Origin of the sequence: Acinetobacter nosocomialis (genome assembly GCF_041021905.1) — a bacterium.
Lineage (GTDB): Bacteria > Pseudomonadota > Gammaproteobacteria > Pseudomonadales > Moraxellaceae > Acinetobacter > Acinetobacter nosocomialis.
Window position 1 is genome coordinate 2,080,234 of sequence record NZ_CP157432.1, and the last position, 26,796, is coordinate 2,107,029.

18 protein-coding genes are annotated in these 26,796 nt (G+C 38.2%); 9 read left to right on the forward strand and 9 right to left on the reverse strand.

Features of this window, described 5'->3' with window-relative positions; translation table 11 throughout:
• Positions 1-21 precede the first annotated feature (21 nt).
• Entirely contained in the window at positions 22-993 is a 972-nt protein-coding gene (gene denD / locus ABLC00_RS09620) for a D-erythronate dehydrogenase (protein ID WP_033846573.1), read from the reverse strand.
• Between the two features lie 210 nt (positions 994-1,203).
• Positions 1,204-2,139, reverse strand: coding sequence for a LysR family transcriptional regulator (locus ABLC00_RS09625; protein ID WP_000774594.1), 936 nt, complete (start codon positions 2,137-2,139; stop codon positions 1,204-1,206).
• A gap of 112 nt (positions 2,140-2,251) precedes the next feature.
• Between ABLC00_RS09625 and ABLC00_RS09630 the strand changes: the two genes are divergently transcribed.
• From ABLC00_RS09630 to ABLC00_RS09640, 3 genes are all read left to right on the forward strand, one after another.
• Positions 2,252-3,427 (forward strand): fumarylacetoacetate hydrolase family protein, encoded by a 1,176-nt coding sequence (locus tag ABLC00_RS09630; RefSeq protein WP_033846572.1) that lies wholly within the window; start codon positions 2,252-2,254, stop codon positions 3,425-3,427.
• A gap of 87 nt (positions 3,428-3,514) precedes the next feature.
• Positions 3,515-5,302 (forward strand): IlvD/Edd family dehydratase, encoded by a 1,788-nt coding sequence (locus ABLC00_RS09635; protein WP_033846571.1) that lies wholly within the window; start codon positions 3,515-3,517, stop codon positions 5,300-5,302.
• Positions 5,303-5,318: 16 nt separating this feature from the next.
• Positions 5,319-6,896, forward strand: a complete 1,578-nt coding sequence (locus ABLC00_RS09640; protein WP_033846570.1) for an aldehyde dehydrogenase (NADP(+)) — start codon at positions 5,319-5,321, stop codon at positions 6,894-6,896.
• 75 nt (positions 6,897-6,971) lie between these two features.
• Here ABLC00_RS09640 and ABLC00_RS09645 read toward each other — a convergent pair whose 3' ends face one another.
• Positions 6,972-7,592: a TetR/AcrR family transcriptional regulator gene (locus ABLC00_RS09645; protein ID WP_033846569.1), complete on the reverse strand. Its 621-nt coding sequence runs from the start codon at positions 7,590-7,592 to the stop codon at positions 6,972-6,974.
• Between the two features lie 171 nt (positions 7,593-7,763).
• Between ABLC00_RS09645 and ABLC00_RS09650 the strand changes: the two genes are divergently transcribed.
• Both ABLC00_RS09650 and ABLC00_RS09655 read left to right on the forward strand, forming a co-directional pair.
• Positions 7,764-9,341, forward strand: a complete 1,578-nt coding sequence (locus ABLC00_RS09650) for an MFS transporter (RefSeq protein ID WP_033854281.1) — start codon at positions 7,764-7,766, stop codon at positions 9,339-9,341.
• Complete coding sequence (locus ABLC00_RS09655; protein ID WP_033846567.1) at positions 9,338-10,423, forward strand: HlyD family secretion protein; 1,086 nt, start codon at positions 9,338-9,340, stop codon at positions 10,421-10,423. Before ABLC00_RS09650 ends, ABLC00_RS09655 begins: the two co-directional genes overlap by 4 nt.
• A gap of 100 nt (positions 10,424-10,523) precedes the next feature.
• On the opposite strand, the gene ABLC00_RS09660 is transcribed toward ABLC00_RS09655, so the two are convergent.
• Positions 10,524-10,982, reverse strand: coding sequence for a DMT family transporter (locus tag ABLC00_RS09660; protein ID WP_033846565.1), 459 nt, complete (start codon positions 10,980-10,982; stop codon positions 10,524-10,526).
• A 9-nt stretch (positions 10,983-10,991) separates the two neighbouring features.
• The gene (locus ABLC00_RS09665) at positions 10,992-11,426 is read right to left on the reverse strand and encodes a DMT family transporter (RefSeq protein WP_004887118.1); all 435 of its coding nucleotides are present in this window, start codon (positions 11,424-11,426) and stop codon (positions 10,992-10,994) included.
• 99 nt (positions 11,427-11,525) lie between these two features.
• Here ABLC00_RS09665 and ABLC00_RS09670 point away from each other — a divergent pair, with 99 nt between their 5' ends.
• A complete protein-coding gene (locus ABLC00_RS09670) occupies positions 11,526-12,458 on the forward strand; it encodes a LysR family transcriptional regulator (protein ID WP_033846564.1) in 933 nt (310 codons plus the stop codon).
• A gap of 84 nt (positions 12,459-12,542) precedes the next feature.
• Here ABLC00_RS09670 and ABLC00_RS09675 read toward each other — a convergent pair whose 3' ends face one another.
• Positions 12,543-13,274: a GntR family transcriptional regulator gene (locus ABLC00_RS09675; RefSeq protein WP_033846563.1), complete on the reverse strand. Its 732-nt coding sequence runs from the start codon at positions 13,272-13,274 to the stop codon at positions 12,543-12,545.
• 111 nt (positions 13,275-13,385) lie between these two features.
• Between ABLC00_RS09675 and ABLC00_RS09680 the strand changes: the two genes are divergently transcribed.
• The 3 genes from ABLC00_RS09680 to ABLC00_RS09690 are packed head-to-tail and all read left to right on the forward strand — an operon-like array spanning position 13,386 to position 16,845.
• On the forward strand, positions 13,386-14,675 hold the full coding sequence (locus tag ABLC00_RS09680) for an SLC13 family permease (RefSeq protein ID WP_033846561.1): 1,290 nt from the start codon (positions 13,386-13,388) through the stop codon (positions 14,673-14,675).
• Between the two features lie 7 nt (positions 14,676-14,682).
• Positions 14,683-15,495 (forward strand): amidohydrolase, encoded by an 813-nt coding sequence (locus ABLC00_RS09685; RefSeq protein WP_033854286.1) that lies wholly within the window; start codon positions 14,683-14,685, stop codon positions 15,493-15,495.
• Positions 15,496-15,504: 9 nt separating this feature from the next.
• A complete protein-coding gene (locus ABLC00_RS09690; protein WP_033846560.1) occupies positions 15,505-16,845 on the forward strand; it encodes an MFS transporter in 1,341 nt (446 codons plus the stop codon).
• A 196-nt stretch (positions 16,846-17,041) separates the two neighbouring features.
• Here ABLC00_RS09690 and ABLC00_RS09695 read toward each other — a convergent pair whose 3' ends face one another.
• The 3 genes from ABLC00_RS09695 to ABLC00_RS09705 form a co-directional block, all read right to left on the reverse strand.
• Complete coding sequence (locus tag ABLC00_RS09695) at positions 17,042-17,182, reverse strand: hypothetical protein (protein ID WP_002050829.1); 141 nt, start codon at positions 17,180-17,182, stop codon at positions 17,042-17,044.
• Positions 17,183-18,465: 1,283 nt separating this feature from the next.
• Positions 18,466-24,990 (reverse strand): DUF637 domain-containing protein, encoded by a 6,525-nt coding sequence (locus ABLC00_RS09700; RefSeq protein WP_227517045.1) that lies wholly within the window; start codon positions 24,988-24,990, stop codon positions 18,466-18,468.
• A gap of 24 nt (positions 24,991-25,014) precedes the next feature.
• A complete protein-coding gene (locus tag ABLC00_RS09705) occupies positions 25,015-26,754 on the reverse strand; it encodes a ShlB/FhaC/HecB family hemolysin secretion/activation protein (RefSeq protein ID WP_033846558.1) in 1,740 nt (579 codons plus the stop codon).
• Positions 26,755-26,796: the final 42 nt, after the last annotated feature.

A 26,796-nucleotide genomic window follows, 5' to 3' on the forward strand; every position in this document is an offset into this window, starting at 1 on the left:
ATGAATTGGCGATCACTGCCATTAATTTTGGGTATCTTCTATATGTGCCTGAATGATGCTTTCAAAATTCTCATCTGCTTGGAAACCTAAAGATTCGGCATATTCAGCTTTCACTTGAACCGGCCAACTTTGAACAATCCTTTGAATCGTTTTATCTTCTTGCCACTGCACTAAATCAGTTGCTTGTTTACCGGCAACTTTTTCAAGAGCCTCAAGCATTTGCTTAACGGTAACGGTCAATCCAGGTAAGGGAATAATTCGGTTATCTTGGAGTGCCTCTGAAGAAATTGACGCAGCCTTAATCATTGACTCAACACAGCGTCGTGGTGAAGTAATGAAAACTGGAGTATCTGGCGGGACTGGACAAACTGCCGTTTCCCCTTTTAAAGGCTCGCGGATAATTGAACTAAAAAATGTAGATGCGGCTTTATTAGGCTTACCCGGACGAACCACAATTGTCGGTAATCTTAAAACACGGCCATCAATAAAGCCTTTACGTGAATAATCTGAAACGAGCAATTCTCCTACTGCTTTTTGCATACCATAAGAGGACTTTGGTGTAACCACCGTATCATCTGTCACAACTTCTGGTAATTGACCACCAAATACAGCGCAGCCACTCGCAAAAATGACTCGAGGCATTGTTTGTTTTTTTCTTAATTCTTCTAATAAATTTAAAAGGCCATAAAGGTTTACATCCATTCCCAAGTCAAAATCAGCCTCTGCTGCCGAACTCACCACAGCAGCCAAGTGCCAAACAACATCAATATTTTCTGTGATATTTGCGACTGTGGTTTTGTCGGTAATATCCCCTACAATTACCTCAATCTTAGGGTCTTGTGGTAAATCATCACCAGCAAATGCATCAAACAAAATAATTTTATCGATAGGCTTAGCTTGTTTACCGTCTAAAGTCAGGCTTCCGGTTTTTAAAATCTCTTTGGCAATTTGCTTTCCAATAAAACCCGTGCCACCAGTAATTAACACGTTCATACAGGGATCCTTTCCTAATTCTTATTCACTTAAAGATTTTTAATCATCATGAATTAAACGATAAGGAGTCCCTGCAATAATTTCCAATGAATAATTTCTAAATATTGATAACTTTTTAATATCAGTTTCATGGTGAAACATTAACTAAATTAAGTAGGCTTTCTTTTAATTTAAAAGTCCCAAGTCTTCTATGTCTTGAAGCTAAGGACTTTACTTACGTTTTGCATTTTTAAGTAAAATATTGATAAATGCTGCGGCTATATCAGACACTGGTTCATCTTTACGTGTCAAAATTCCATAATCTTGAGCATCTAAAATCAGGTCTGTTTCTAAAATCTGTAGCTGTCCTTCTTTCACCTGATCAATTACCATTGCTTCTGGCAACATTCCCACCATAGGCGCCCCTTTTAAGATCTGTAAAAAGGTCTGCATCGACATGGTATTTACCGTATTTAAAGGAATTTTGACTTTAGCTCTGGCGAATGCACCTTCCATACGCTCCCGAATGGGTGTGCCTTTAGGATAAAGTACCCACGGCCATTTTAATAATTCTTCTAATGTACAAAACTTTTTCTGGGCACATGGGTGCGCATTATTGACAACAATACAGAACGGCTCTGGGCCTAAAGGCTGGAAATCGAAAAACTGGCTTTGCGTAACATCGGTAAAACGGCCTATGGCTAAATCTAGAGTATGTTCACTCAACATTTCCATTAAATGGTCACTGGTCTGTTCAACAACATCGATAGAAAGTAGCGGCCATTGTTTCTTAATTTCGATAATAGAGTTTGGAATTACCACGGCGGTTGCTGCAAATATTCCCCCTACTTTTAAAAACCCATGTCCACCCAACCGTAAAATCTCAATGTCTTCGACAAAATGTTTTGCGTCATTCAAAACCCGCTGGGCATAACGAATGACATGTTCACCCAATGCCGTTACGGGCATATTTCGGGGCAGTCGCTCAAAGACCTGAAACCCGAGAAGGCCCTCAATTTCCTTTAGCATTTTACTTACAGCAGGTTGACTTAAATTCATCTGCTCGGCAGCCAAATGCATGTTATTGGTTCGAGCTAACGTCTCCAACAAAACCAAGTGCTTGAATTTAAGCCAGTTATTTAAACTTGAGTAAGTCAGATCTGCCATTTTTAAAATTCCTTTTTTGATAACCACAGGTTATTAATAATTAAATTATTACGATTGGTGTTTATTAAATAAGAAACATATCATGATTTCAAATAAAAGAAGGATGCTTTAAATGAACTTTACGTTAAATTCCCAGAACTCATTACCAGACGACGCGACTCAAGGATGTTTAATTGGCCGTGCGTGGATTCCAAGTCAAATTTCGGGTCCATCCCCTATTATTTTAAGAGGCAATCAAGTTTTTGATATCTCGGAAAAATTTCATACTATTTCCGAGTTACTTGAAAGCGCTGATCCTTTAAAAGCTTTATCTGAAATTGAAGGAAAACGAGTTGGTTCAATTGATAAATTATTTGCCAATACTGTCGCCGAGCCAGATACCAACAAGGCATACTTTTTAGCCCCAATTGATTTACAAGTAATTAAAGCGGCAGGTGTTACCTTTGCTGCAAGTATGTTAGAACGTGTGATTGAAGAACAAGCTGGTGGCGATGCGCAAAAAGCTCAATCGATTCGTGAAGTTGTACAAGGCGTAATCGGTGATAATTTAAAAACAATCGAACCCGGTTCTGAAAAAGCGCTACAACTCAAAGAATATTTAATCGAACAAAAAATGTGGTCTCAATATCTTGAGGTGGGTATTGGTACAGATGCCGAGATTTTTACTAAAGCCCCTGTTTTAGCAGCTGTAGGCACAGGACAAAATATTGGTATTCATCCAAAGTCTGAATGGAATAATCCAGAGCCGGAAGTCGTATTAGTTGCCAATAGCCAAGGTAAAATTTTAGGCGCGACTTTAGGTAACGATGTGAATTTACGGGACTTTGAAGGCCGTAGTGCCTTACTGTTGAGTAAAGCGAAAGATAACAATGCATCTTGTGCGATTGGCCCATTTATTCGTCTTTTTGACCATACTTTTACTTTAAATGATATTCGTACTTGCGATGTTGAACTGCAAATTCAAGGCACCGATAACTTTGTGTTAAATGGTGTGAGTTCTATGTCGCAAATTAGCCGAGATCCTGAAGATTTAATTCAACAAACTCTTAATGAAAACCATCAATATCCAGACGGTTTTGTTTTGTTCTTGGGTACTTTATTTGCACCTACTCAAGATCGAGAACAAGCTGGGGCTGGCTTTACCCATAAAGTCGGAGATGTCGTCCGTATTCATTCACCTAAACTTGGTACTTTATACAACACGGTTATGACCAGTGACAAAGCAACGCCGTGGAATTTTGGAATAAATGCTTTGATGCGTAATTTGAAGCAGCGTGAATTACTATAATTTTCACGTATTATCGATCGATTGAATTGCAAGATTCATCTCGTAAATAAACTAAATTTCAAAAAGTATGAGTGAAAGGATCAAAAAATGAATGATCAAAATAAACGGATTTTTTTACGTAGCCAAGAATGGTTTGATGATCCTGAACATGCCGACATGACCGCTTTATATGTTGAGCGTTACATGAATTATGGTTTGACCCGTGCCGAGTTACAATCAGGTCGCCCGATTATTGGAATTGCACAAACCGGGAGTGATTTAACCCCATGTAACCGTCATCACAAAGAACTTGCTGAACGCGTTAAAGCGGGTATTCGAGACGCAGGTGGTATTCCAATGGAATTCCCCGTCCACCCGATTGCAGAACAAACCCGTCGTCCAACTGCTGCACTTGACCGCAACTTGGCCTATTTAGGTTTGGTTGAAATCTTGCATGGTTATCCGCTTGATGGTGTGGTGCTGACCACTGGTTGTGACAAAACTACTCCTGCATGTTTAATGGCAGCAGCCACAACAGATATACCTGCAATTGTGTTGTCTGGTGGGCCAATGCTAGATGGTCATTTTAAAGGTGAATTAATTGGCTCCGGCACTGTGCTTTGGCATGCAAGAAATTTACTCGCGACCGGTGAGATTGACTATGAAGGGTTCATGGAAATGACCACTTCTGCTTCACCTTCGGTCGGACATTGCAACACTATGGGTACAGCACTTTCCATGAATGCTTTGGCAGAAGCGTTGGGCATGTCTTTACCAACATGTGCCAGTATTCCGGCGCCGTATCGCGAACGTGGGCAAATGGCCTATATGACCGGCAAAAGAATATGTGAAATGGTTTTAGAAGACTTACGTCCTTCTAAAATTATGACCAAACAATCTTTTGAAAATGCAATTGCTGTAGCCTCAGCTTTAGGTGCATCGAGTAACTGCCCTCCTCACCTCATTGCAATTGCCCGTCATATTGGGATTGAGCTGAGTTTAGAAGACTGGCAACGTGTTGGGGAAAATATTCCGCTTATTGTGAACTGTATGCCGGCGGGTAAATATTTGGGTGAAGGTTTCCACCGTGCGGGTGGTGTTCCTGCCGTTCTACACGAATTACAAAAAGCTGGTGTATTACACGAAGATTGTGCATCGGTTAGCGGTAAAACAATTGGGGAAATTGCCAAAAATGCAAAAACTTCAAATGCAGATGTCATTTTTCCTTATGAGCAACCTCTTAAACATGGTGCCGGTTTCATTGTGCTTAGTGGCAACTTCTTTGACAGTGCCATTATGAAAATGTCTGTGGTGGGCGAAGCATTTAAAAAAACCTATTTATCAGATCCAAACAATGAAAATAGCTTCGAAGCACGTGCAATCGTTTTTGAAGGTCCCGAAGACTATCACGCACGTATCAATGACCCTGCCTTAAACATTGATGAACACTGTATTTTGGTTATTCGTGGCGCAGGTACAGTGGGTTATCCGGGTAGTGCTGAAGTCGTCAATATGGCTCCACCAGCGGAGTTGATTAAAAAAGGGATTGATTCACTGCCTTGCTTAGGAGATGGCCGCCAAAGCGGAACTTCTGCCAGCCCATCTATTCTTAATATGTCACCCGAAGCGGCTATAGGCGGTGGAATTGCCTTGCTTAAAACCAATGACCGTTTACGTATTGATTTAAATAAACGTTCTATCAACGTGCTCATTTCTGACGAAGAGTTAGAACAACGCCGCCGCGAATGGAAGCCGACGGTCTCTGCCTCTCAAACACCTTGGCAAGAAATGTATCGCAACATGGTAGGTCAATTATCGACTGGCGGTTGTTTGGAACCCGCAACTTTATATATGCGAGTCGTAAACCAAGACAACCTTCCAAGACACTCTCATTAATTTCAGGATATTTGTTATGACCATTATTGGACACAACTTTATTGGCGGTTCACGTAGAGCACAAAGTATAAGCTTATTGAAAAGTGTAAATGCAACAACGGGCGAAACTTTGCCTTATGAGTTTCACCATGCAACCGAGCAAGAGGTCAATCAGGCCTGTGAAGCAGCCAGTCAAGCGTTTAAGACTTACCGCCATACGTCTCCTGAACAGCGTGCTGCTTTTTTAGAAAATATTGCCAGTGAGCTCGACGCATTGGGTACAGATTTTCTTGAAATCGTTTCACAGGAAACTGCTCTGCCACTTGCTCGCTTGCAAGGTGAACGTGCCCGTACCAGTGGACAAATGCGTTTATTTGCCAAAGTGCTGCGCCGTGGTGACTTTTTAGGTGCCCGTATTGATACTGCTTTACCAGAGCGTCAGCCTTTACCTCGGCCAGACCTGCGCCAGATTAAAATCGGTGTTGGCCCGGTGGCAGTCTTTGGGGCAAGTAACTTTCCTTTAGCATTCTCAACTGCGGGTGGTGACACTGCTTCGGCACTGGCGGCTGGATGCTCTGTAGTGGTGAAAGCCCATAGTGGACATATGGCCACAGCAGACTTTGTAGCACAGGCAATTGAACGTGCAGTCGAAAAATCAAATATGCCTAAAGGTGTATTTAACATGATCTATGGTAATGGCGTAGGTGAACCACTGGTTAAGCATCCTTTAATTCAGGCTGTAGGTTTTACGGGTTCATTGCGAGGTGGTCGTGCTTTATGTGACATGGCCGCAGCCCGTCCACAACCGATTCCGGTGTTTGCTGAAATGAGCAGCATTAACCCGATGTTGATGTTGCCTGAAGCCTTAAAAAACCGTGGTGAAAAAATTGCACAGGACTTGGCAGATTCAGTGGTTTTAGGCTGTGGTCAGTTCTGTACCAATCCGGGCTTAATCTTGGGTATTAAATCAGCTGAATTTAGCCAGCTCATTAGCAACCTGACTGAAATTATGGGTGCTAAACCTGCACAGACTATGCTCAATGCCAGCACTTTAAAAAGTTATACCGCTGGTCTTGAGCACTTAACCCAGCATCAAGGTATTAAGCATTTGGCAGGTCAAACTCAACAAGGCAATCAGGCGCAGCCGCAACTGTTTAAAGCGGATGTTGAGCTTTTACTGGCGGGTGACCAGCTTTTACAGGAAGAAATCTTTGGGCCAACCACAGTCATTATTGAAGTTGAAGATAAAGCCCAACTCATTCAGGCGCTACAAAGCATGAATGGTCAGCTGACAGCGACTTTAATTGCCGATGAAACTGACTTAACCGAGTTTGCAGATGTAGTACCAGTTTTAGAGGAAAAAGCAGGTCGATTACTTATAAATGGCTACCCAACGGGTGTTGAGGTCTGTGATGCGATGGTACATGGCGGGCCATACCCAGCCACTTCAGATGCAAGAGGCACCTCAGTTGGAACCTTGGCCATTGACCGTTACTTACGTCCTGTGTGTTATCAGAACTATCCGCAAAGTTTATTGCCAGAAGCCTTAAAAGACAGCAACCCGTTGCAGATTTTAAGACTGGTAAATGGTGAGATGACTAGAGAAGCAATCTAAAAAATAAAAGAGACCATATGTTGGTCTCTTTTTTATCGATAATCAAATCTTACGTATATAATATAAATTGCCAAATTAACTTGTTTTGTAATTGATATTTTTTAAAAACAAATCAACCGCGTAATCAACCCAAGCACTAATTTCATCGGTTGATATTAAATAATCAGGATGAGTCAAACATTTTAGATGAGCATCACTTCTTAACAGTGATAAAAATATATTTGCTGCGACTTCCGAAGAAGAAGTTAATTCAATTTCTCCTTGTTTAACCGACTTTTCAAGATAACCCGCAATAATATTTGCCAGACGTTGTGGCCCCACTTCAAAGAACTTTTCAGATAATTCTGGGAATCTTACGGCTTCTGCAATACAGACTCTAAAGAATGCCAAACCCGAATGCGATAAAATAAAACACAAATAAGTTTTCCCAATTTCGGTTAAAGCTGAACGTAAGTTTTTGGCCTTTGTCTCAACCAATATAATTTGCTCTTGCATATTGGCACATTTGCGCTCAATGACGGCAGCAAACATCGCTTCTTTATTTTTAAAACAACCATACATGGTGGCTTTTGAAACACCTGCTTCTTTTTGAATCATATCTGTGGTTGTGCCACTAAATCCGTGGATCAGAAAAAACTTTGTTGCTGCCTCTAGAATTTTTTGATCTTTCTCTTTGATTTTAGTGCAATCTGACATACGAACCTACAAACATATTTAGCAATTTCATTCTTAGTTTAACTCATCGAAAAGTTCAAAATCGAGAATTGACGTAATTTTAATAAGATAGTAGAGTACCGATCGGTACAGTTGAGCTTAATATTTGCCCTGTTCGGTGCAACAAGCTCATTTTAAAATTTAAGGTAAAAGATGAATATACGACCACTCATCGGTTTGGCAGGTGCAATTTTTGCAGCCATGACTGTCGAATTTAATAACCGAATTAGCAGCATTACCTTGGTCGATATTCGCGGTGCAATGGGCATTAGTGTCGACGCTGGTTATTGGATCAGTAGTATTTATGCCAGTGCCATGATTATTGGCATGATCCTGTCCACCAGTTGGGCCGTTATTTTTTCCATGCGTCGGGTTCTTCTTTTTGCGATAGGACTTTGCCTCTTCTCTAGCGTTTTAATTCCTTTTAGCCCAAATATCGAAATATTTTATTTATTACGGGGCTTGCAAGGACTCGCTAATGGTTTAACCATTCCTTTACTTATGGCCTGTGCCCTTAGATTCCTAGGACCTGAAATTCGTCTATGGGGTTTGGCCTGCTATGCATTAACAGCAACTTTTTTCCCCAACTTAAGTGCTGCAATTGCTGCCTTTTATTTAGATGTGATTGGTTGGAAGATGATATTTTTCCAAACCATTCCTTTTTGTGCTTTAAGTGCTGCACTGGTTTACTTCGGTATTCCCCAAGATCCTTTAAATTACTCAAGAATAAAAACTTATGATTGGACTGGTGCGGTTCTAGCCATTATTGGCTTGGCAAGCTTAAGTACCATGCTTTTGCATGGCAATCATTTGGACTGGTTTAATTCAAAATTGATTTGTGTTTTGGCTTTAATGAGTGCCATTACCCTACCTTTATTTTTAATACATGAATGGCGCTATCCAACACCATTAATTAAACCGCAAATGCTCGAAATACGAAATTTTGGCTATGCTGTTATTGCGCTGTTTTGCTTTGTGATTATTGGTATGTCAACCAGTACATTACCCCTTAATTACTTAAGCGCTGTACATGGTTATAAGCCCACTCAAACCATGTGGATTGGCTTACAAATTGCCGCATTACAGTTTATCTATATTCCAATTGTCATTAAAGTTTTGAACCAAGCTTGGGTTGATAGCCGATATGTACATGGGTTTGGTTTGCTTTTGGTGATGGCTGGCTGCTTAGGTGCAAGTCAACTTGATACGACTTGGAACCAAGACCAATTCTATTTTTGGCATGCAATCTCATGTTTAGGTCAAACCTGTGTAGTGCTTTCGCTCCTCATGATGGGGACAAATAGTGTCCACCCAACTATGGCAATCTATGCTTCGCCTATGATTAATACCCCGCGTGCTATTAGCGGCGTACTCGGTGTGTGCCTTTTGGACTGGGTCAATCGAGTACGTGGTGAATACCATTCAACACGGCTGATTGAAAATACCGCACAACATATTTTTCAAAATATTCAAGGTCCTGTTATTAACCCGCTTACCCCGCCTGGGCTAAGTGCAGATGGTACCGAACGTGTTTCCGGTGGTTTATCTGCCTTAAATTCTGCGATTCAGGCACAGCAATCAGTGTTAGTCATTAGCGATCAATATCTGATTTTAGCGGGACTTACTGCAATTTTATTTATCGTTATGCTGATTTTGCCAGTTAGAACTTATCCACCACGCATTGCTCTCATTAAGTTAATGAATAGTCATAACTCAGGAAAATCTTTATGAGTACTCTCGAAGCCCAAGATCACTCCATGACCGAGTCACCCAAGTTAACAAAGATGCAATATCTTAAGAAACACTGGGTTATGGTTATTGCATTTATTATCGTTCTAGTTTCCATTTTATGGATTTTAAAAGTTATATTTTTACCTTCTTCAGTGGTTAAAACTGACGATGCACGGGTAGATGTCGAGTACTCAACCATTGCTCCTAAAGTGTCAGGCAATATTGAAGAAATTTATATTAAAGATCACCAGACCGTAAAAAAAGGCCAACTTTTGGCACGGATTGATGCACGAGATTATCAGGCGGCTTTAGCTGAAGCAGAATCTAATTATGCTAAAGCACAAGCTGACTTAAATGAAGCAAAGCTGGCAGTAGAAAGACAACCCACTGTTATTCGAGAAACAGAAGCCCAGCTTAGAAAAGTAGAAGCTGGCATTAAACTCACTAAAGATAATACCGCACGCTATGAGCAACTACAGGCGCTTGGTGCTGAGTCTAGATTGATTACGCAACAGTCAAAAACCACATTAACCGAGCAATATGCCGACTTGGACAGCAGTAAAGAAAAAGTCACAGATGCACAGTATCAACTCAACCAATATAAAATTCAGGTACAGGCTAAAGAAGCCGCTTTAAAACAAGCCCAAGCTGCGCTTGACAAAGCAAAATTGAATCTGAGCTATACAGAAATTCGAGCGCCTATTGATGGCATGATTGGGCAAAAGTCTGCAAATGTGGGCAACTTTGTTGGCGCAGGTAATCCACTCATGGTGGTTGTGCCTTTAGATCAAGTATATGTAGAAGCAAACTTCCGTGAAATTGAGCTAAAACAAATTAAAATCGGCCAGCCTGTCACTGTTTATGTCGACGCTTACAATATTGAGTTAAAAGGCATGGTAGACAGTTTTTCACCATCGACTGGCGCATTTTTCTCGCCAATTTCAGCAACAAATGCGACGGGTAACTTTACTAAAATTGTTCAGCGTCTACCTTTACGCATCAAACTCCTTGAGAACCAGCCGGATATTAAGTTGTTGCGCCCTGGTCTATCTGTTGTGGTTTCTGTGGATACGACTAAATAAACGGAATCAACTGAGCACTTAAAAACTTTAAATGAGCCTCATTGTTAGTCTTACACCTAATGAGGCTTCATCAAATTCAATACCAAATTTGGCTCGTATTTTACCCTTCTACCTTTTTATCTTTGCTACTTGAATAGATAAAGTACAAAGCGATCCCTAAGCAAATTAGCGCTCCTAATCGATACAGTGAAAAAGGAAGCATTTCATTACCGAACCAGCCAAAGTTATCAATCAAGATACTCATCAAAAGTTGTCCAAAAATCACAGCCACAGTAGCAACCGCAGCCCCAATTCTTTGTACAGCCATTACCATAATGACAATATAAGGTACGCCACACATAGCACCTAATAACTGCCATTTAGGAACATCTAGTAACGTTAAGGTTTGTCTAGGTTCAAAGTAAAAAATAAGGAGAGTCGTAATTAGAGCACCGACCGAAAAAGTCAGAAAAGCACTACGAAATACACCAACTTTCGCTCCAAGTTGACCATTAATTGCGGCCTGCACACTCAGCAAAGCACCACCAATGACGGCGAGAAGAATCATTAAAATTGTCATGGCTATCTCCTACGCTTTTGCCACAAGTATAAGTGCGACAACAATAAAGATGAGTGCCACTACCCGTTTACGGTCTACTTTTCGATGTGGAGTTCCCAGTAAACCATAGTGGTCGATAATCAGACTTTTAAATACCTGTCCCGCTAAAATGCCAATCATGGTCATTGCAATACCAATAATTGGAGTGGTAATGGTTAAAATAATGACGTAAGCAGGACCAAGAACACCACCGAGTAATTGCCAAGATGGAAGTGTAAAAAATGAAGGACTATTCCGTGGGCTAAAAAACAGCATGAGTAGAAAAGTAAGTGCTGCCCCCACACCAAAAATACTAAACGTGGCCCACAACTCACCCACTTCTTTTCCTAACGGCCCTAAAAGCCCTGCTTCGACCGATAGCCCCATACCCCCTAAAATGGTTAGGAGTAGTAATAGAATTTGCATCTACATTGCCTCATCTGTATCTAAGCAACGAATAGTAAGGTAGCCAATTCATCAGAAAAACAGCATAATTCATGAATCACTTTTGCAGAAATTGCACAAATGGATTTAACAAATTCGATTGATATTCGCACGCTTCGCTTCTTTATTAGTGTTTACAATGCTCAAAACTTCTCAAATGTAGCACGTAAAGAAGATGTGTCTGCTTCCATGATTTCTCGCACCATCCAACAACTTGAAGATGCGTTGGGACAACAACTTTTCTACCGAAATACGCGAGCAATCACACCGACCGAATCGGGCAAATTATTTTTTGAGTACGCGAAAAAAATTACCGAACAATTTGATGAAGCCCAAAAGGCATTGCAAGATAAAACCATAGAGCCATCGGGACTCGTCCGAATCAATGCACCAGTGTTTTTTGGGCAACGACATATTGCTCCGTGGTTAGCTGGGTTATCAGAGCGTTATCCAAGACTTTTAATAGAACTAATTCAAACCGATGAATTTATAGACCCATTACGCGAAAGCACAGATTTAATATTTCGTATTGGAGCACTGACTGATTCATCATTTCATGCACATATTTTTGGTACACAAAAATATCATTTGGCAGCATCTCCTCGGTATGTTGCCAAATACGGTACGCTTGATCATCCGACAGAGCTTAATCAGCACAAATGCCTTGTATATAAAGGTTTTGAAGGTCCTAACCGCTGGTTAGTAAGAAAGCCCAATGAAGAATGGGTACATTATCCAATTACTCCTTTGCTGTCTTCAAACAATGCTGAAAGTTTAATGACAGCCGCGCTACATGGCATGGGGATTGTTTTGTTTCCTGATTGGCTAATTGGCGAAGCTTTAAAACAAGGTGATTTAATAAAGCTTTTACCTGAATATGAAGTCGCGATTAAATCACAACCCCAGCATATCGCAGCCATTTATCCCAATGTTCGCCATCCGCCCTTAAATATTCGAGTGGTAATAGATTATTTTGCTGAAATCTATGGAGACACACCGTATTGGCAAAATTAAATTTTTCTTTTAATCATTTATAAAGACAAAAACCCTGATTCCAGCAATTAAATAAACACTGAAATCAGGGATCACCGTTAGATACTAATTAATCGCTATCTCATAATGAAAATTATCGGCCAAACCATAAGACTCACGGTATTCGACCGCTATACCTTCAAGATTTTTTGCAATACGACATACCTTCACTAAAGGGTCTTCAAGGTGATTATTTAAATAGCTATCTTTGATATTTTTCTCAAAAGTTAACCGTTCTGTTGCAGAAGAAATAAATTGGCCGCAGTGCTGATAATAAAAAGGATAAAGTAAATTCCCAAACTCAGCGATTGGAATTTCTTCCAGATTTTTAAATAAGCGTTCAGGCAGCCAGATTCTTTCACTTAATACAACGACATCTTCATGCTTACGGACACGCTCGATATAAAGCAATTTTTCGGTGTGCTCAAGCCCCAACTCGGCATTTACTTCCGTAATTGCATCACACACTTCTACTTTTTTGATTTGTCCTTGTGGCTGAATGAACTCGCCTTTTTTATTACGTAATCTAAAAAAACGAATGAGTGAATTTTCAAAATTAGGTTGTTTAAGGAAAGTTCCTTTTCCTTGCTGTTTAACCAATAAGCCGTCTTCAACCAGTCCTTCAACCGCCTTTCTTACGGTTCCTACCGATACGCTATACATTTGCGCAAGTTCTTGTTCACTTGGAATAGGCTCTTCAACTGTCCATTTTGACTGGATCAGTAGTTTTTGAAGTTCCCAACGGACCTTTTCATATCTTGGCAATTTAAAATTTTTAAATGCAGTCTCATCAAGCATTTGCGTTAAACATTATGAAATCGATTTGACAATATTAGCATAGTTCTGTGTAATACAAAAAAGCAAACATATATATGTTTAGATGTTTATATATTTATCAAGGAAGATAATATGACCGCATTGATGCTGATAGCTTTAGCTGTATCTATAGGCTTAGGTTATAAAACAAAAATCAATATCGGATTTTTTACGATAGCGTTTGCTTACCTGATTGGTTGCTTTGGCATGGGTCTTAAACCTTCTGAAGTTATTGAATTATGGCCTGTCAAAATTTTCTTTATTATTTTATCTATCACTCTGTTTTATAACTTTGCTTTGGCAAATGGCGCACTAGAGAAGCTTGCCAGCCATCTTTTATATAAATGCCGTAAGTTTCCTCAGTTTTTACCTTTAGCGATTTTTTTCGCAGCAACCATTATTGCTGGCCTAGGTGCTGGTTTTTATACGGTACTTGCCTTTATGGCACCCATTACACTGCTGCTGTGTAAAAAAACCAATATGAATATGGTTATTGGCGGGATGGCGGCAAATTACGGTGCTCTAGCTGGCGCAAATTTTATGACATCGCAAAGTGGCATTATTTTCCGAAGCTTAATGGAAAATACTGGCATTAGCTCACAAACCGCTTTTTCATATAGCGGTGGCATTTTTATCTTAACTTTAATTATTCCAATTGCGGTGTTGGGCATTTATACCCTGTGGAATAGAAAAAGTAATTCAATTGTGATTGAAGATCAAAAGCCTGAGCCATTCGACAAAAAACAGAAACAATCTATCTTCCTTATTGTTTTAATGATGTCGATTGTTTTAATTTTTCCAATCTTGCACCTTGTTTTTCCCGATGTAAAAACGATTAGCTTTTTAAACTCCAAAATTGATATTGCCTTCCTTGCGATTACCTTCTCGCTCATTAGTTTACTTATGAAACTTGCCGATGAGAAAAAGGTCATTGCTCTTGTGCCTTGGGGAACACTGATCATGATTTGCGGTGTCGGTATGCTCATCGCATTAGGTGTGAAGCTTGGCATTATTACGACCCTATCTGAATGGTTAGCAAACAATGTTCCTGTGTGGGTTATACCAGTACTGTTATGCCTGATCAGTGCCATTATGTCTGTATTTTCAAGCACTCTAGGTGTAGTTGCTCCTACCTTATTCCCAATTGTTCCAGCGCTTGCACTTAGCTCTGGCCTAAATCCACTAGTGCTATTCATTTGTATTGTGGTTGGCGCTCAGTCTACAGCGATTTCTCCTTTCTCCTCTGGCGGTAGTCTCATTATGGCTTCAGCACCAGCAGACATCGACAAAACCAAATTCTTTAATCAACTGTTATTTAAAGCAATCCCTGTAGGAGTCATTGCCGCTTTAATCGCTATTTTCGCTTTAAAATTTGTAATGTGAGATGAAAATGAACTGTATAGATACACATGCACATGTTTTTTCGACTCAGGACCACAGTATCGAAACAGCACGATATGCACCTGATTATGAGGCAACTGTACAAAGTTTTATCTCTCATCTTGATGAACACAATTTCACGCATGGTGTTTTGGTTCAACCCAGCTTTTTGGGTACCAATAACCAAGCGATGTTAAACGCAATTCAGCAATACCCTAAGCGTTTAAAAGGGATCGCCGTTGTTCAACATACGACGACTTTTGAGGAGCTAGTGAATCTCAAGGCACAAGGCATCGTTGGTGTTCGCTTAAATCTATTCGGTCTTAACCCTCCTGCGCTAAATACGCCTGACTGGCAAAAATTTTTACGTAATGTGGAAAGCCTCAACTGGCAAGTTGAATTACACGCACCGCCAAAATATCTGGTTCAGCTTTTGCCACAATTAGATGAATACAGCTTTGATGTCGTAATTGACCATTTTGGCCGAGTTGACCCTGTTAAAGGGATTGAAGATCCGGATTATCAGAAATTTTTAAGCTTACTTAACGTAAAACAGCACTGGATTAAAGTGTCCGGTTTCTACCGTTTGGGTGCCGCTCCAAACAATACAAATACAGCTCGACAGGCCTATAACATTTTTAAAGAAAAAGGCTTTCTACACAAACTCATTTGGGGAAGTGATTGGCCACATACCCAACATGAATCTTTAATTACTTATGAAAATGCATTTAGAGCTTTTAAACAGATTGTGTTTGATAAACATGAGCAATGTTTAATTTTAAATCAGAACCCTACCGAGCTGTTTGGTTTCTCACGTACATAAGGAGTATGTATGAAAAATGATATATCTATATCGGAAGTAGAAAAGTCAACGATCCGTAAACTTTCTTTTCGTATTCTTCCTTTCCTCATTCTTTGTTATTTCATCTCATATATTGACCGAGTAAACATTGGTTTCGCCGCTTTAACCATGAATCAAGAAATTGGTTTAACCGCGACTGCCTTTGGTTTTGGTGCGACATTATTTTTTATTGCATATGTCATATTTGAAATTCCAAGTAATATGGCCATGGAAAAGCTAGGTGCACGTATCTGGATTGCCAGAATCATGATTACTTGGGGCATTGTCGGTTGCTGTACCGCCTTCATTACTGGCCCTATTTCATATGCAATTTCACGGTTTTTACTTGGTGCTGCCGAAGCCGGATTTTTTCCTGGTGTATTACTGTATTTAACCCTATGGTTCCCTAAACGATATATGGCTCGAATTGTTGCCGTATTTATGGTTGCCATTCCTTTATCTAATTTTATTGGTTCACCATTATCTGCCTTACTGTTGGGCTTGCATGGTTTAGTCGGTTTAAGTGGATGGCAAGTACTTTTAATTTTTGAAGCATTACCTGCAATTCTTCTTGGCATATTATGTTTAGTTTGGCTTCCAAATAAACCGAATCATGTTAAATGGTTAAGTTCTGAGGAAAGAGAATGGCTATCGAGTACCTTAACTTTTGAAAAAAACCAACAGTTAAATACTGAAAAACAAGACAGTGCCGAACAGAAAAAGAGTAAGTTTAAACTTCTGATTACCAATAAATATTTATGGTTCTTCGCAATTATTTATGCAGGAAGTTCAGCAACCAGCAATATTTTATCGTTATGGATGCCTCAGATTTTAAAAGCTTTCCATTTAACTGCTATGCAGACGGGTCTTTTAAATATGATTCCGTTTGGTTTAGCTGCCGCTTTCATGATTGTTTGGGGCGTACATGCCGATAAAAGTGGCAATAAAAGTCTCAACACAGCTATTCCGTTATTTGTGACCAGTTTTGGTTTGCTCCTTACTATTTTTACTTCATCTTTAACCTTGAGCTTACTTTTATTCTCACTCGTTTTGATGGGTAACTATGCCATTAAAGGTCCTTTCTGGGCGTTGGTTTCTGAGCGCTTACCGCCTACTTTAGTGGCTGTAGGTATTGCAGCGGTAAATACCATTGCGCATATCGGTACTGGGCTTATGAACTCTATTATGGGTATAGTCAAAGATTATTCGGGTAGTTTCCCTGTGTCACTTTTACCACTCTGCATTCTGACATTTATTGGCGCCGTGATTGCATTGTATTTGGGAAGAAAACCAACTTTACCGAAAGCACAAAAGGTTCAAAAAGTGGTTTAGCTTTTAGAAATAACAAATTTAATCAAAAGAGACTAATTATTGGTCTCTTTTTTTATTTATAACAAGTATATAGAAGCTAAGATGGATCAATATTTTCCTATTCTTATACGGAAACTATAAATTTGTCCGTGTTTACTCCAATGAAAAAGCCCATCTTCCGATGAGCTTTTTATTTAACTAAATTTAAAAATATGCATTAGACTTTAAATTCTGCTAATACGAAGTTTTTTACTATTTCATCAAAATTTGGTTTCAGAAGAGTTGGCTTGCTATCTTTTATAGTTTTATACCAATAACTTGCTGCAACTCCCATGCTAATTAAAGCTAACAATTTCATTGCTCACCTCACTTATAGGGAAGAGTGGAATTCAAATTAACATCCGCGTTTGTAGCGTTCCAATTCGTTTTAGAGAGGTTTCTGTATGTTTTTTAAGCAATGTGTAATAAATAAGCCTACAACTTTGAGAGCCGTCTTTAACGCCAATAATAGTGCAATTTCCTTAGATTTCGATTTAGCATTTACTCTATATAGAATGAAATTCTCAATAAAGATAAAAAAAGAATCTTCTAGAATAATGAAATATTTGATTATTCTTACCTCTACAAACGCATAAAACTTATTTTAAATATTAGAAGATCATTTTTTATTTGTTACTGGTCTTATGAAATCTATTACGGGTATAGTGAAAGATTACTCAGGTGGCTTCCCTTTATCTCGTGTACCGTTATTCATTATGATATTTGTTGGTGCCGTGATTGCGTTGTATTTAGGAATAAAATAAACTTTACCGAAAGCACAAAATGTTCAAAAAATGGTTTAAGTTTTCATTAAAAAAGAGACCAATTTAAGGTCTCTTTTTTTCAATGCAAATCTTTACTTTTTCATATTATGAACATGTTAGATATTATATTTAGCATATTCATATCATTAGAAGAAAAAAAAGAACAAAAACATAAAAAAACTACCGAATCCTATTGCCACCCATGATATTAGCTTAGATATAAAACTATTTTCTTTAAAAAAGAATGGGAAAGTCCATTTTTTAATATCTATTTTTCTCAACCATGATAAATACCAAGGAAAAGTTAATGCGAATATAAAAGAACTTATTAATACACTAACAAAGGAAGGCCTTTTATAAAATTCAGACCCACTCATCTTAAAAAACAATATCCAAAAAATCACTTCTAGAGTACATAGCAAAATACATAAGTAAACATAAAATTTACTCTTCGGATTAGTGATAAAAATTGGTGTCAGTATCCAAATTGGATATATAAAACCAAATATAAGTCTAAAACCATACAAGTCATGCTTACCCTCTAATAAATAATATCTGGGAAATACTATTATATAATAAATAAAAAATAGAATAAGACTTAAATATTTCACTCGATCGACATCATTACAATCAGAGCTTCCTATCACATTCTTAAATACAAAATACCCAATAAAATAAGTAATATAAAAATTAATTAGGTAAATTATTGAAGAGTAATAGCTTTCAAAGTTAATAAGTCCATACAAAACTAAAGATAACAACCAAATTAATCCAAAAATAAAGAAACCTTTAATAATAATAAAAATTGAAGATTTCTTTCTAATAATTGATGAATTAATCATGGCTTACAACCTTGTGCTATTGTATATCCCATTTCTATACAACCATATTTTACGCGGCTATTATAATCCAATAAGTTAACAGGATTATTAGGAAATTTCGTAGGCACCCAAGTTTGAGGTACAAATAACTTAGAATTTTTAAAATACTTTTCATGTATAGGTTGCAATAGTTTTTGCTCTTGCTGCATTTGACTAATATTCCAAGCAACTATATCCGTTACTTTACCATCATAAAGCTGTTTGAAATTGTTGTAGCCAGCTTTCATTAATGCATAACCAGCCTCAGATCTCCAGTTATAAACATCCAACAAATTGACAGAACCTGCAGAAGTTATCGAACTAATAACACCACCTATTGCAAAGGTTGCTCCTGAATATGCTCCTTCCGCTCCTAAGCCCACAATAGCTGCTCGAGATGTTTCATTAGCCACTCTAAACCATTCAGCTCCCGTTTTAGCATACATTGCACTAAAAAAATCAGCTCTTAAATCAATATCATTTATCATGCCATACCAATTATTAACATCTTTAAATATATTTTTTAATACAAGCTCCCTACTCCGAATCTGATCAGCTTTTAAATTAGCCATTGCTGGAGAATTTATTCCATAAATTTGATTAAAATCATTTCCAGCGTAATCTAATGCTGCTTTAAGCATATTATTACAATCTCGACTTCGAGCTGTATTATTACAAACGGTTGCCAGTTCTAGATCATTAGTTTTAGAAAGATTCTGATAATTTTGTATAATAGTATCGCAATTTGAAGATGTTACTTTACATTTTGCTAAATCTGCAACAAATTTCGCTTTACTATAATGAGTTAGATAATTGTTCTGTATAGCAATATCAGCAGAATTAGCTGCTGTATTTACATCATAACCAGCATATGCAGATACTACACCAGCAACGACTTTCCCTACATTTTTAATTTTTACTTTTTCCTCATCATTATATTCAATTCCATTGATAGGTTTAGGCATTAAACTAGCAACAATTTCACCAATTCCAGCTCCTATTGCTCCTGCTTCGCAACTAGATTTAGTTGCGGCTGCGGCAGCACATCCAGCTGCAGCATGAGCAATCTTATGTATTGTATATTGTAATATTGTTGGATCTGACTTATATAAACTATCTCCAATTTGGCTAGCTAATTCCCCCTGTAAAGCTCCTGCAAGACCTGAAAGTAGAGCAACTTTAAGATTTTCCTCTAAATCACCGCCCTTAATAGCTGTTTGTATTAGAGTCGAACCAACAGAACTGCTTATATTATTTATCAGTCTATCAGGTAACATTGTACTATCTGGTTTTAAATTTAAAGCAGAACCAACTTGGCTCATTAAGCCAGCAGTAACAACAGATGTTGCTAAATTCTTAATTGAATCTTTACTACCTAAATCTTTAAGCGTTTTCCCTATATTTCCACCATTATTAATTAAACTTACACTTGCTTGGGTTGCTAAACTTGTAACAGCTGCATTTGCCATAGCACCTAGAGTAGATGGTACGATTGCTCCTGCCGCTGTGGTAGTCACACCAGCAGCACCAAGCATACTTGCTCCAAGTCCAACAGTAGTACCACTAGCAGCAGCACCTCCTGCTGCACCAGCCGCTGCAGCCGTACCTGAACCCATCGTAACAATCGTTACAATAATGACAATAATCGCAGCCCCAGCTCCAGTTAACCCTTGTGACTTATAGTCCCAGTCTTTTTGAGTAAGAAGTATTTGCTGCCAATCTACATCTTTACGATTAACTAACTCTTTTAAGTAAGCATTTCCTGGCTGATTAGCCAGTTTTAGAATTTCATCCCGCAACTCAACTTTATTAGCATCTTTTTCACTAATTGGAACTTGTACACTTAAACCACCAGCGGCTTTAAAAGTAGGTAAAACTGGACCATTAAAACTTGGTAATTGAGCAGTTTCAGTAATTGAGCCTTTATCTTGCATTGACTGCCAGACTACAGAATTCTTTTCTTTTTTAACTAAGTCAGTAATAGATGTTTTTGCGGCAATTAGCTCTAACTTACCGCCAGCTTCGATAGTTGCATCTTTTAAATATTCAAACTCTGTTCCAACAAGTCTGGTATCAAACCCCGATTTAGTACCAATGTAGTCAGCTTTTAAAGTTGCAGGTAACTCACTCACTTGGGTACGTGTTGCGTTGGTTTTAGAGGTATTGTATTTAATACCCGCAAATGATGATTTTTTTGTAATATCTACATTACTGCTAGAACTTTCTTCTACTGTGTAGAAATTAAGATTACCACCAGAGTTAATCTTAATTTGTCCTCCTTCTGCGGTGAATCGACCTGAGTAAATATCAATATTATTATCTGGAGTACTCACATTTACAGATGGGTCTAATTTTTTCGTCTCAATGAAAATATTTTTACCAGAAATATCAACTGATGCTGCATTAGTACTATTACTTTCAGCTACCGTAGTAATATACTTTTTCTTTAAACCACCCCATGATTTTTTCTTTTCAGTAGTTATTGAGCGGTCATAACTTTGCTCAACAGCTGCATCAAATAAAATACTTTTATTTGATTCTATTTTCACATCACCATTTTTTGAAGTAATACCGGTAGCTTGTAAAACCAAGTTATCATCTTTAGATTTACCCACAGTTCTGATGTTAACCCCTTTATCACCATTAATAATAGAAGGGCTGACTAGTGTTCTCATACTATAATTTTGATCATTTTCACTGCCTTTATCATAAAAGTCAGTATGACCATCAATAATAATACTTGCATTTAATATTCTTGGCTGTGGATTAGTATTTGTAGTAGTTGTAGATTTATATTGTTCAGATAGAGCTGCACTTGCCTCCAAATTGACTTGACCAGATTGAGCAGAAATATCACCACCACTAATAGATAATCCTTTAGCAGAAGTAATATTAATGTTTCCTGATTTTGAAGTTAATTTAGCTTCAGTATGTTCTGAGCCATTTACTCCTTTAGTTAATAATTCTTTTGATTTTATTTCTGATTGCTTATCAGACTCAAGTTTAGAGATTAATTTCTGCAAATCTTTAACTTTTTCGCTTTCATTTAAATTTTTATATTTTTTTATTTCTGCTTTATAAGAACTTAGTAAAGTCCCTATAGAATCTACTGAAGGTAAGAAACCTACTATATCATTATTAATCACCATAGCATAAGTATCACTCGCTCCCTCTGATGAAAATGATTGTATATAAGCATTTTCATAGAAAAAGATATTACTTACATCTACATTCGATAAAGCACCAGCACTATATTCTCCATTTGAACCATCAAATAAATATGACAGAGCTGCTTCAAGACTATTTTTTGTTTTTTTTATGTTATCAATAAGTGTATTTCTTTCCTGAAATTCTTTACTGTTAGATAGTATATTTATACTGTTATCAATTTCCTTAATATTTTTTTCGATATTAAGTATATTCTTTGAATCAGCAGAAATATTATTTAATGTATTTTTTATTCCATCAACTAACACATCATCTTTACTTGAAACGATCTTAATATCTTTTTGTGCGGTTAACTGTGAACCTTGAATATCAACTTTAGCACCCTCTAAATTGATACCGCCATTGGCTGTATCCAACTTAACAACTTGTTCTGATCCATTCCCCGCAGTCCCGCCATATCCTTTTAAAGTCAAAGTACCAGCTTTAGAAACGAGCTCGATATCACCAACAGCCTTTAAGTTGTAAGCTTTTGGATCAATGGTTAAGTTAGAATTGCTTTGAATTGTTAAATCACCATTCAAGCTATTTAACTTTGTATCATTCTTGAGTAAATCACTTCCGACTGCATTTAAGTTCAATCCAGTCTGGCCTGTAATAAAACCGCCCGCCTCTAATAAAACAGCTCCACCCGTTAAATTTGTATTTTTTAATACCTGATTTCCTGTTGCGGTTACAGAGGTTACCCCTTTAGAAGTTAAATTGGTTACTTTATCTGCAATCAGTAGCGGCGATGGAGTATTTTCTCTATTGCTATAAACTGAAAGGCCAGAGCTTACTGCCAGATGCTGATCTGATGTAGCATTCACCCCCTGTAAAGTCAGTAAATCTTTTGCATAGAGTTCGGTATTACCTTTTGACGTCAATACGCTATCTGTAATCATACTCATGCCTGCTCTACTATTGATCGCAAGTTTACCAACCGTAGAGCTTAGATCTGTATTTTGGATTTTAATATCGGATTTGCTATTTTCTATCGAAACGATTTGTCCCTTTAGAACATTATTTACCGTTTTAAATTGGCCATTATTTCCAGTAACAATTACATCAGTATTCGCCTTTAAATTTATTCCATTATTACTCGAAACCAATATATCACCCTGATTCGCATTAACTTGTACCGATTGCAAGTTAACAGTGCCATCCCCAATCGAGCCAAGTGTTACGCCTTTTAAACCACTAATAACAATCTGATCAGTTGTTAGTTCATCTTTATCAGTCGCAGGCACCGCCTTGCTTGTCTGGGTCGAGTTTAAATTTATATTTTTATTCGCGAGTATAGAAATCTTTCCAGCCGAAGATGTGGCCTTTAAGCTATTTGCAGCAACTCCACCAGCAAGTGCGGTTAGATTAATATCACCTTGAGCCTTGAGTGCCTGACTTAAAACAAGATCAGCAATTTCAGAACTCACATCAATATTCTTTTGTGAAGTCAGTGCACTATTGAGTGCTATTTGATTGGCATGTAATTGAATACTATCTTTATTGGAAATTTCTTTTGCTGTAACGGTTAAATTATTGGCTGCATCCAGCTGAACCAGACCTGTAATAAGCGGAAGTGCTTTGTCAGCATTGTTCCAGACTAGATCACGTCCACTGTAGGCTTTAATGTTTTTGACACGTGTTGCAGCATTTTCAAGTGAAAATCCAAGATTCTTTAGATTTAAATCTCCTGAACTATACAGGTTTAAATCTTTACCTGCATAAATCGTTCCCCCTTGGAGATCAATCAGATTTTGGGTATTAGCCGAATTTGCTTGTAGGTTGATTGAACCTAATGATGCCTGTATATGGTTCTCTGTAAGTGATAACTTACCGTTACTTAAAACATTTAAATCTTGGGCAGCAATCAGTTTTGCGCCTTTGGCTGCAACTAAGTCTTTTTTTACTTGTATGCTTGCTGTACCACGGTTACTTTTGAGTTCCGATCCCGCTGCAAGATTGATATTCGCTGCATCAATATAGACATCTCCACCTTGTGAGTCATCCATAATGCGGGTATCAGCGGCGAGATTGATATTACCTTTGACATTAACGATTAAAGGAGAGGAAGCCAAGCTGCCATTATTAATGATAATTTCTTTAGCATTTACATTCAGGTTATTACCTGAATCGATATTTAAGGCACTATTACTGTTAATACTGCCTGATGAGTTGATATCGGCAGCTGCACCCGTACCCGTTGTTTGTATGTTCACTAAACCTTGGGTTTTATTAGTCGAACTGATTGTGCCACTGTGTTCAATTTTTCCGGCACTGGTAACCACCAGATTGTTTACTGCCTGAATCGTCCCTGCGTTAGTCACGCCCAAACCTTTTTCAGTTCCCATCAAATAGATATTATTGGCATACATCCCACCCAGTGCTTTAACGTCTACCGCTAAAGTCGGTGCAGTTCCAGTACCTGTTTTAGCTGTAACACCCTGCAAATCTGTACTGATATTATTCGCCCCGGCAATGACCTGAATATCATTTTTGGCACGAAGTTCCGCACTGAGTTCTAATGCACGCGCATAGAGGTCTACATAATTTGCGTCGTTATTATTTCCCCCCAAACCAAATTTAGAATTAGGATTTGCTGAAACCGTAATTTTTCCCTGGTCAACCGTAAACTGTTTGATGCTGCCATCAGCATTTAACTGAGGTTTACCTGTGGTAAAAATTGCTTTATTGGCATTAATAAAACCACCACCTTTAATATTAATACCAGACGGGTTGGCAATAATCACATCTGCCATTTGCCCTGCAACTTCCAAGTTCCCCTCAAAGCGTGAAGCGGCTGATGAATTTACTTCATTTAAAATAACTCGCGCTTCGCCTGTAGCTAAAAACGGGTTGGCTGCAACGTTTCCTACTGTTTGTGTCGTAGCACCCTGACGGCTGTTATTGAGTACTGCACCTTCTGCCAGTACATCAAACTGTTTATAAATATTATGGGATATACCATTTTTCGGAGTTTGAATATTAACTACAGGAACGACTGTACCTGCCGAGTTCTTATCAGCACCAATCACTGCTCTATTCGCAGCATTTGCGGCACTGTCCGCTACAATACCCGCATACACAGGTGCTAAAGGCATCCACAAACTTATACTGGCAACCAGTGCCTTCACTTGCCAAAGTTGATGAAATGCCTGAGATTCAGTGTTATCAATATTGTTCTGGGTACTTGCTTCACTTTGGCCTGATGCCTTGGTTTGGCTTCGTACATTTTCAGCCACAGCCACAAACATTTGACGTGCTTTGCTATAAATAATGCGATAACTATTCTTGTTCATGAATAAAGTCTTTTCTAAAGTAAATTAATAAGAAAGGTTGATACTAAAACCGGTAACCCAGTCTTTTTTTATGCTGTCAGGTGCAATCAGCCCCCGACCTGTAAAGGCATCCAGATAAAAACTATTTTGATAAGTGCGTAGCCCTAAAACACTTCCGAGTAAATAACGCTGACCCGGTATGCTATTGCGACCATTGACCCAGCCCTGATCGACTGCCATATAAAACTGGGTATTAGGAATTGGTGCATTCAAGCTGATTTCTTGCTGTAGATACTGCCCGTTATCTCCGGAAAGCATGAGCTCACCATCAAAGCCACGCACGCTATAGCGCCCACCAATATAGAAGCGGTCATTCGGTACTAAAATTTTCGGTGCATATTGTCCACGCCAGTTAAGTCGGTACTGGGCAGGTTTATCAAGCAAAAGGAATGGTGTAGTAAAACGCAGATCTGCACTCCAAAGCGGAGCACGGGAGTAACCTTCAACAGGAAGATGGTTTCCGTAAACATCGGTAATATTTTCTTCTGGTGCAGTTCGGGCACCCACCCCCATCCCACGACGGTAATCGATACTGCCGTCTAATACCGCATTTCCTAAATATTGACGGTGTTGAACGCCTAAATTCCAGCCTGAGGTTCTTCGGTGTAAAACATTAATTTCAATATCGTCAATAAAACTTTGGCTTTCTTTATGATAAAGCTTTCCATACACGCTGGTTTTATGTTGCCCACTACGGCTAATCACACGAGATAAATTCAGGTTGGCTTGCTGACTGTTGCCATGGTAAAGCAGTGGACCATTCCCTCCTAAGACTGTTTGCTTATATTGATAGTCATTGTAGCTAAAACCTAAATCATAATAACCAACAGGCAACTGATAACTAATGAAATAACTTCGGTTTAAATCTTCATGAAAGTTATCTAATGAGTGACTCACGTTTAACGATAAAATATCATTTAAATGAAATGGATTATTAACTCCTATACTTATATTACCCATATAGGTACCAGTTTCCTGATTACCCGAGTTATCTACGCTTAAATTAAAATTAACCTTTTGCAGTGGTTGTAGTTTAAGTATTAAGTCAGTAAAGCCCGTTAATTCTTTATCTGTAGAAACTGCCGGAGTAAGTTGCATATCTACAGCATAAACACGTTTTAAATTTTCCAGTCCCTGATCTAATTTTTTCAGATTAATAATATCGCCAGCTTTAAACGGTAATCCTGTTTTAAGCTGTAATGAGGAAATTTTTCCTTCTTGTATAACGACCTTATTCAATCGACCAATTTGTACACTTAAATATAAATTACCCTGATTTAAGTCTTGTGGACTTACAACAATTTGACTGGTAATAAAACCCTTTTTTAAAAGCTCATTTTGAGCATAGTTCACGATGTTATGTAGGCTTTGCGTGCCAATACATTTTCCTAAAACAACCTGTGGGTGTTTTTGAATAGCTTTTACTACAAAATCAAATTGCTTTAAGTCAGCAACAGATTGATCTTTTAACGGTAAAAGACTAATTTTTTTAACCGCTACACAGGGACTCTCCTCAACAACCAGATGTTTAAAGTCCTGCGAAGATTTGCTGTTCTGATAAGGAGTTTGCTGAGTAAGTTGGTCTTGTAATTGCTGACTCAGCTCTTTGAGTCGTTGCTCTTGTAATACCTGACCTGGTAAAGAGACATCTTCAATGGCATAAACATATTGATTAAAACCTGCAAAAAAAATAATGGAAAAAGTTATAAAGTTTTTATTTAACATCTAATATACAGAATAGTACGTATAAAAATTTTATTTTACACA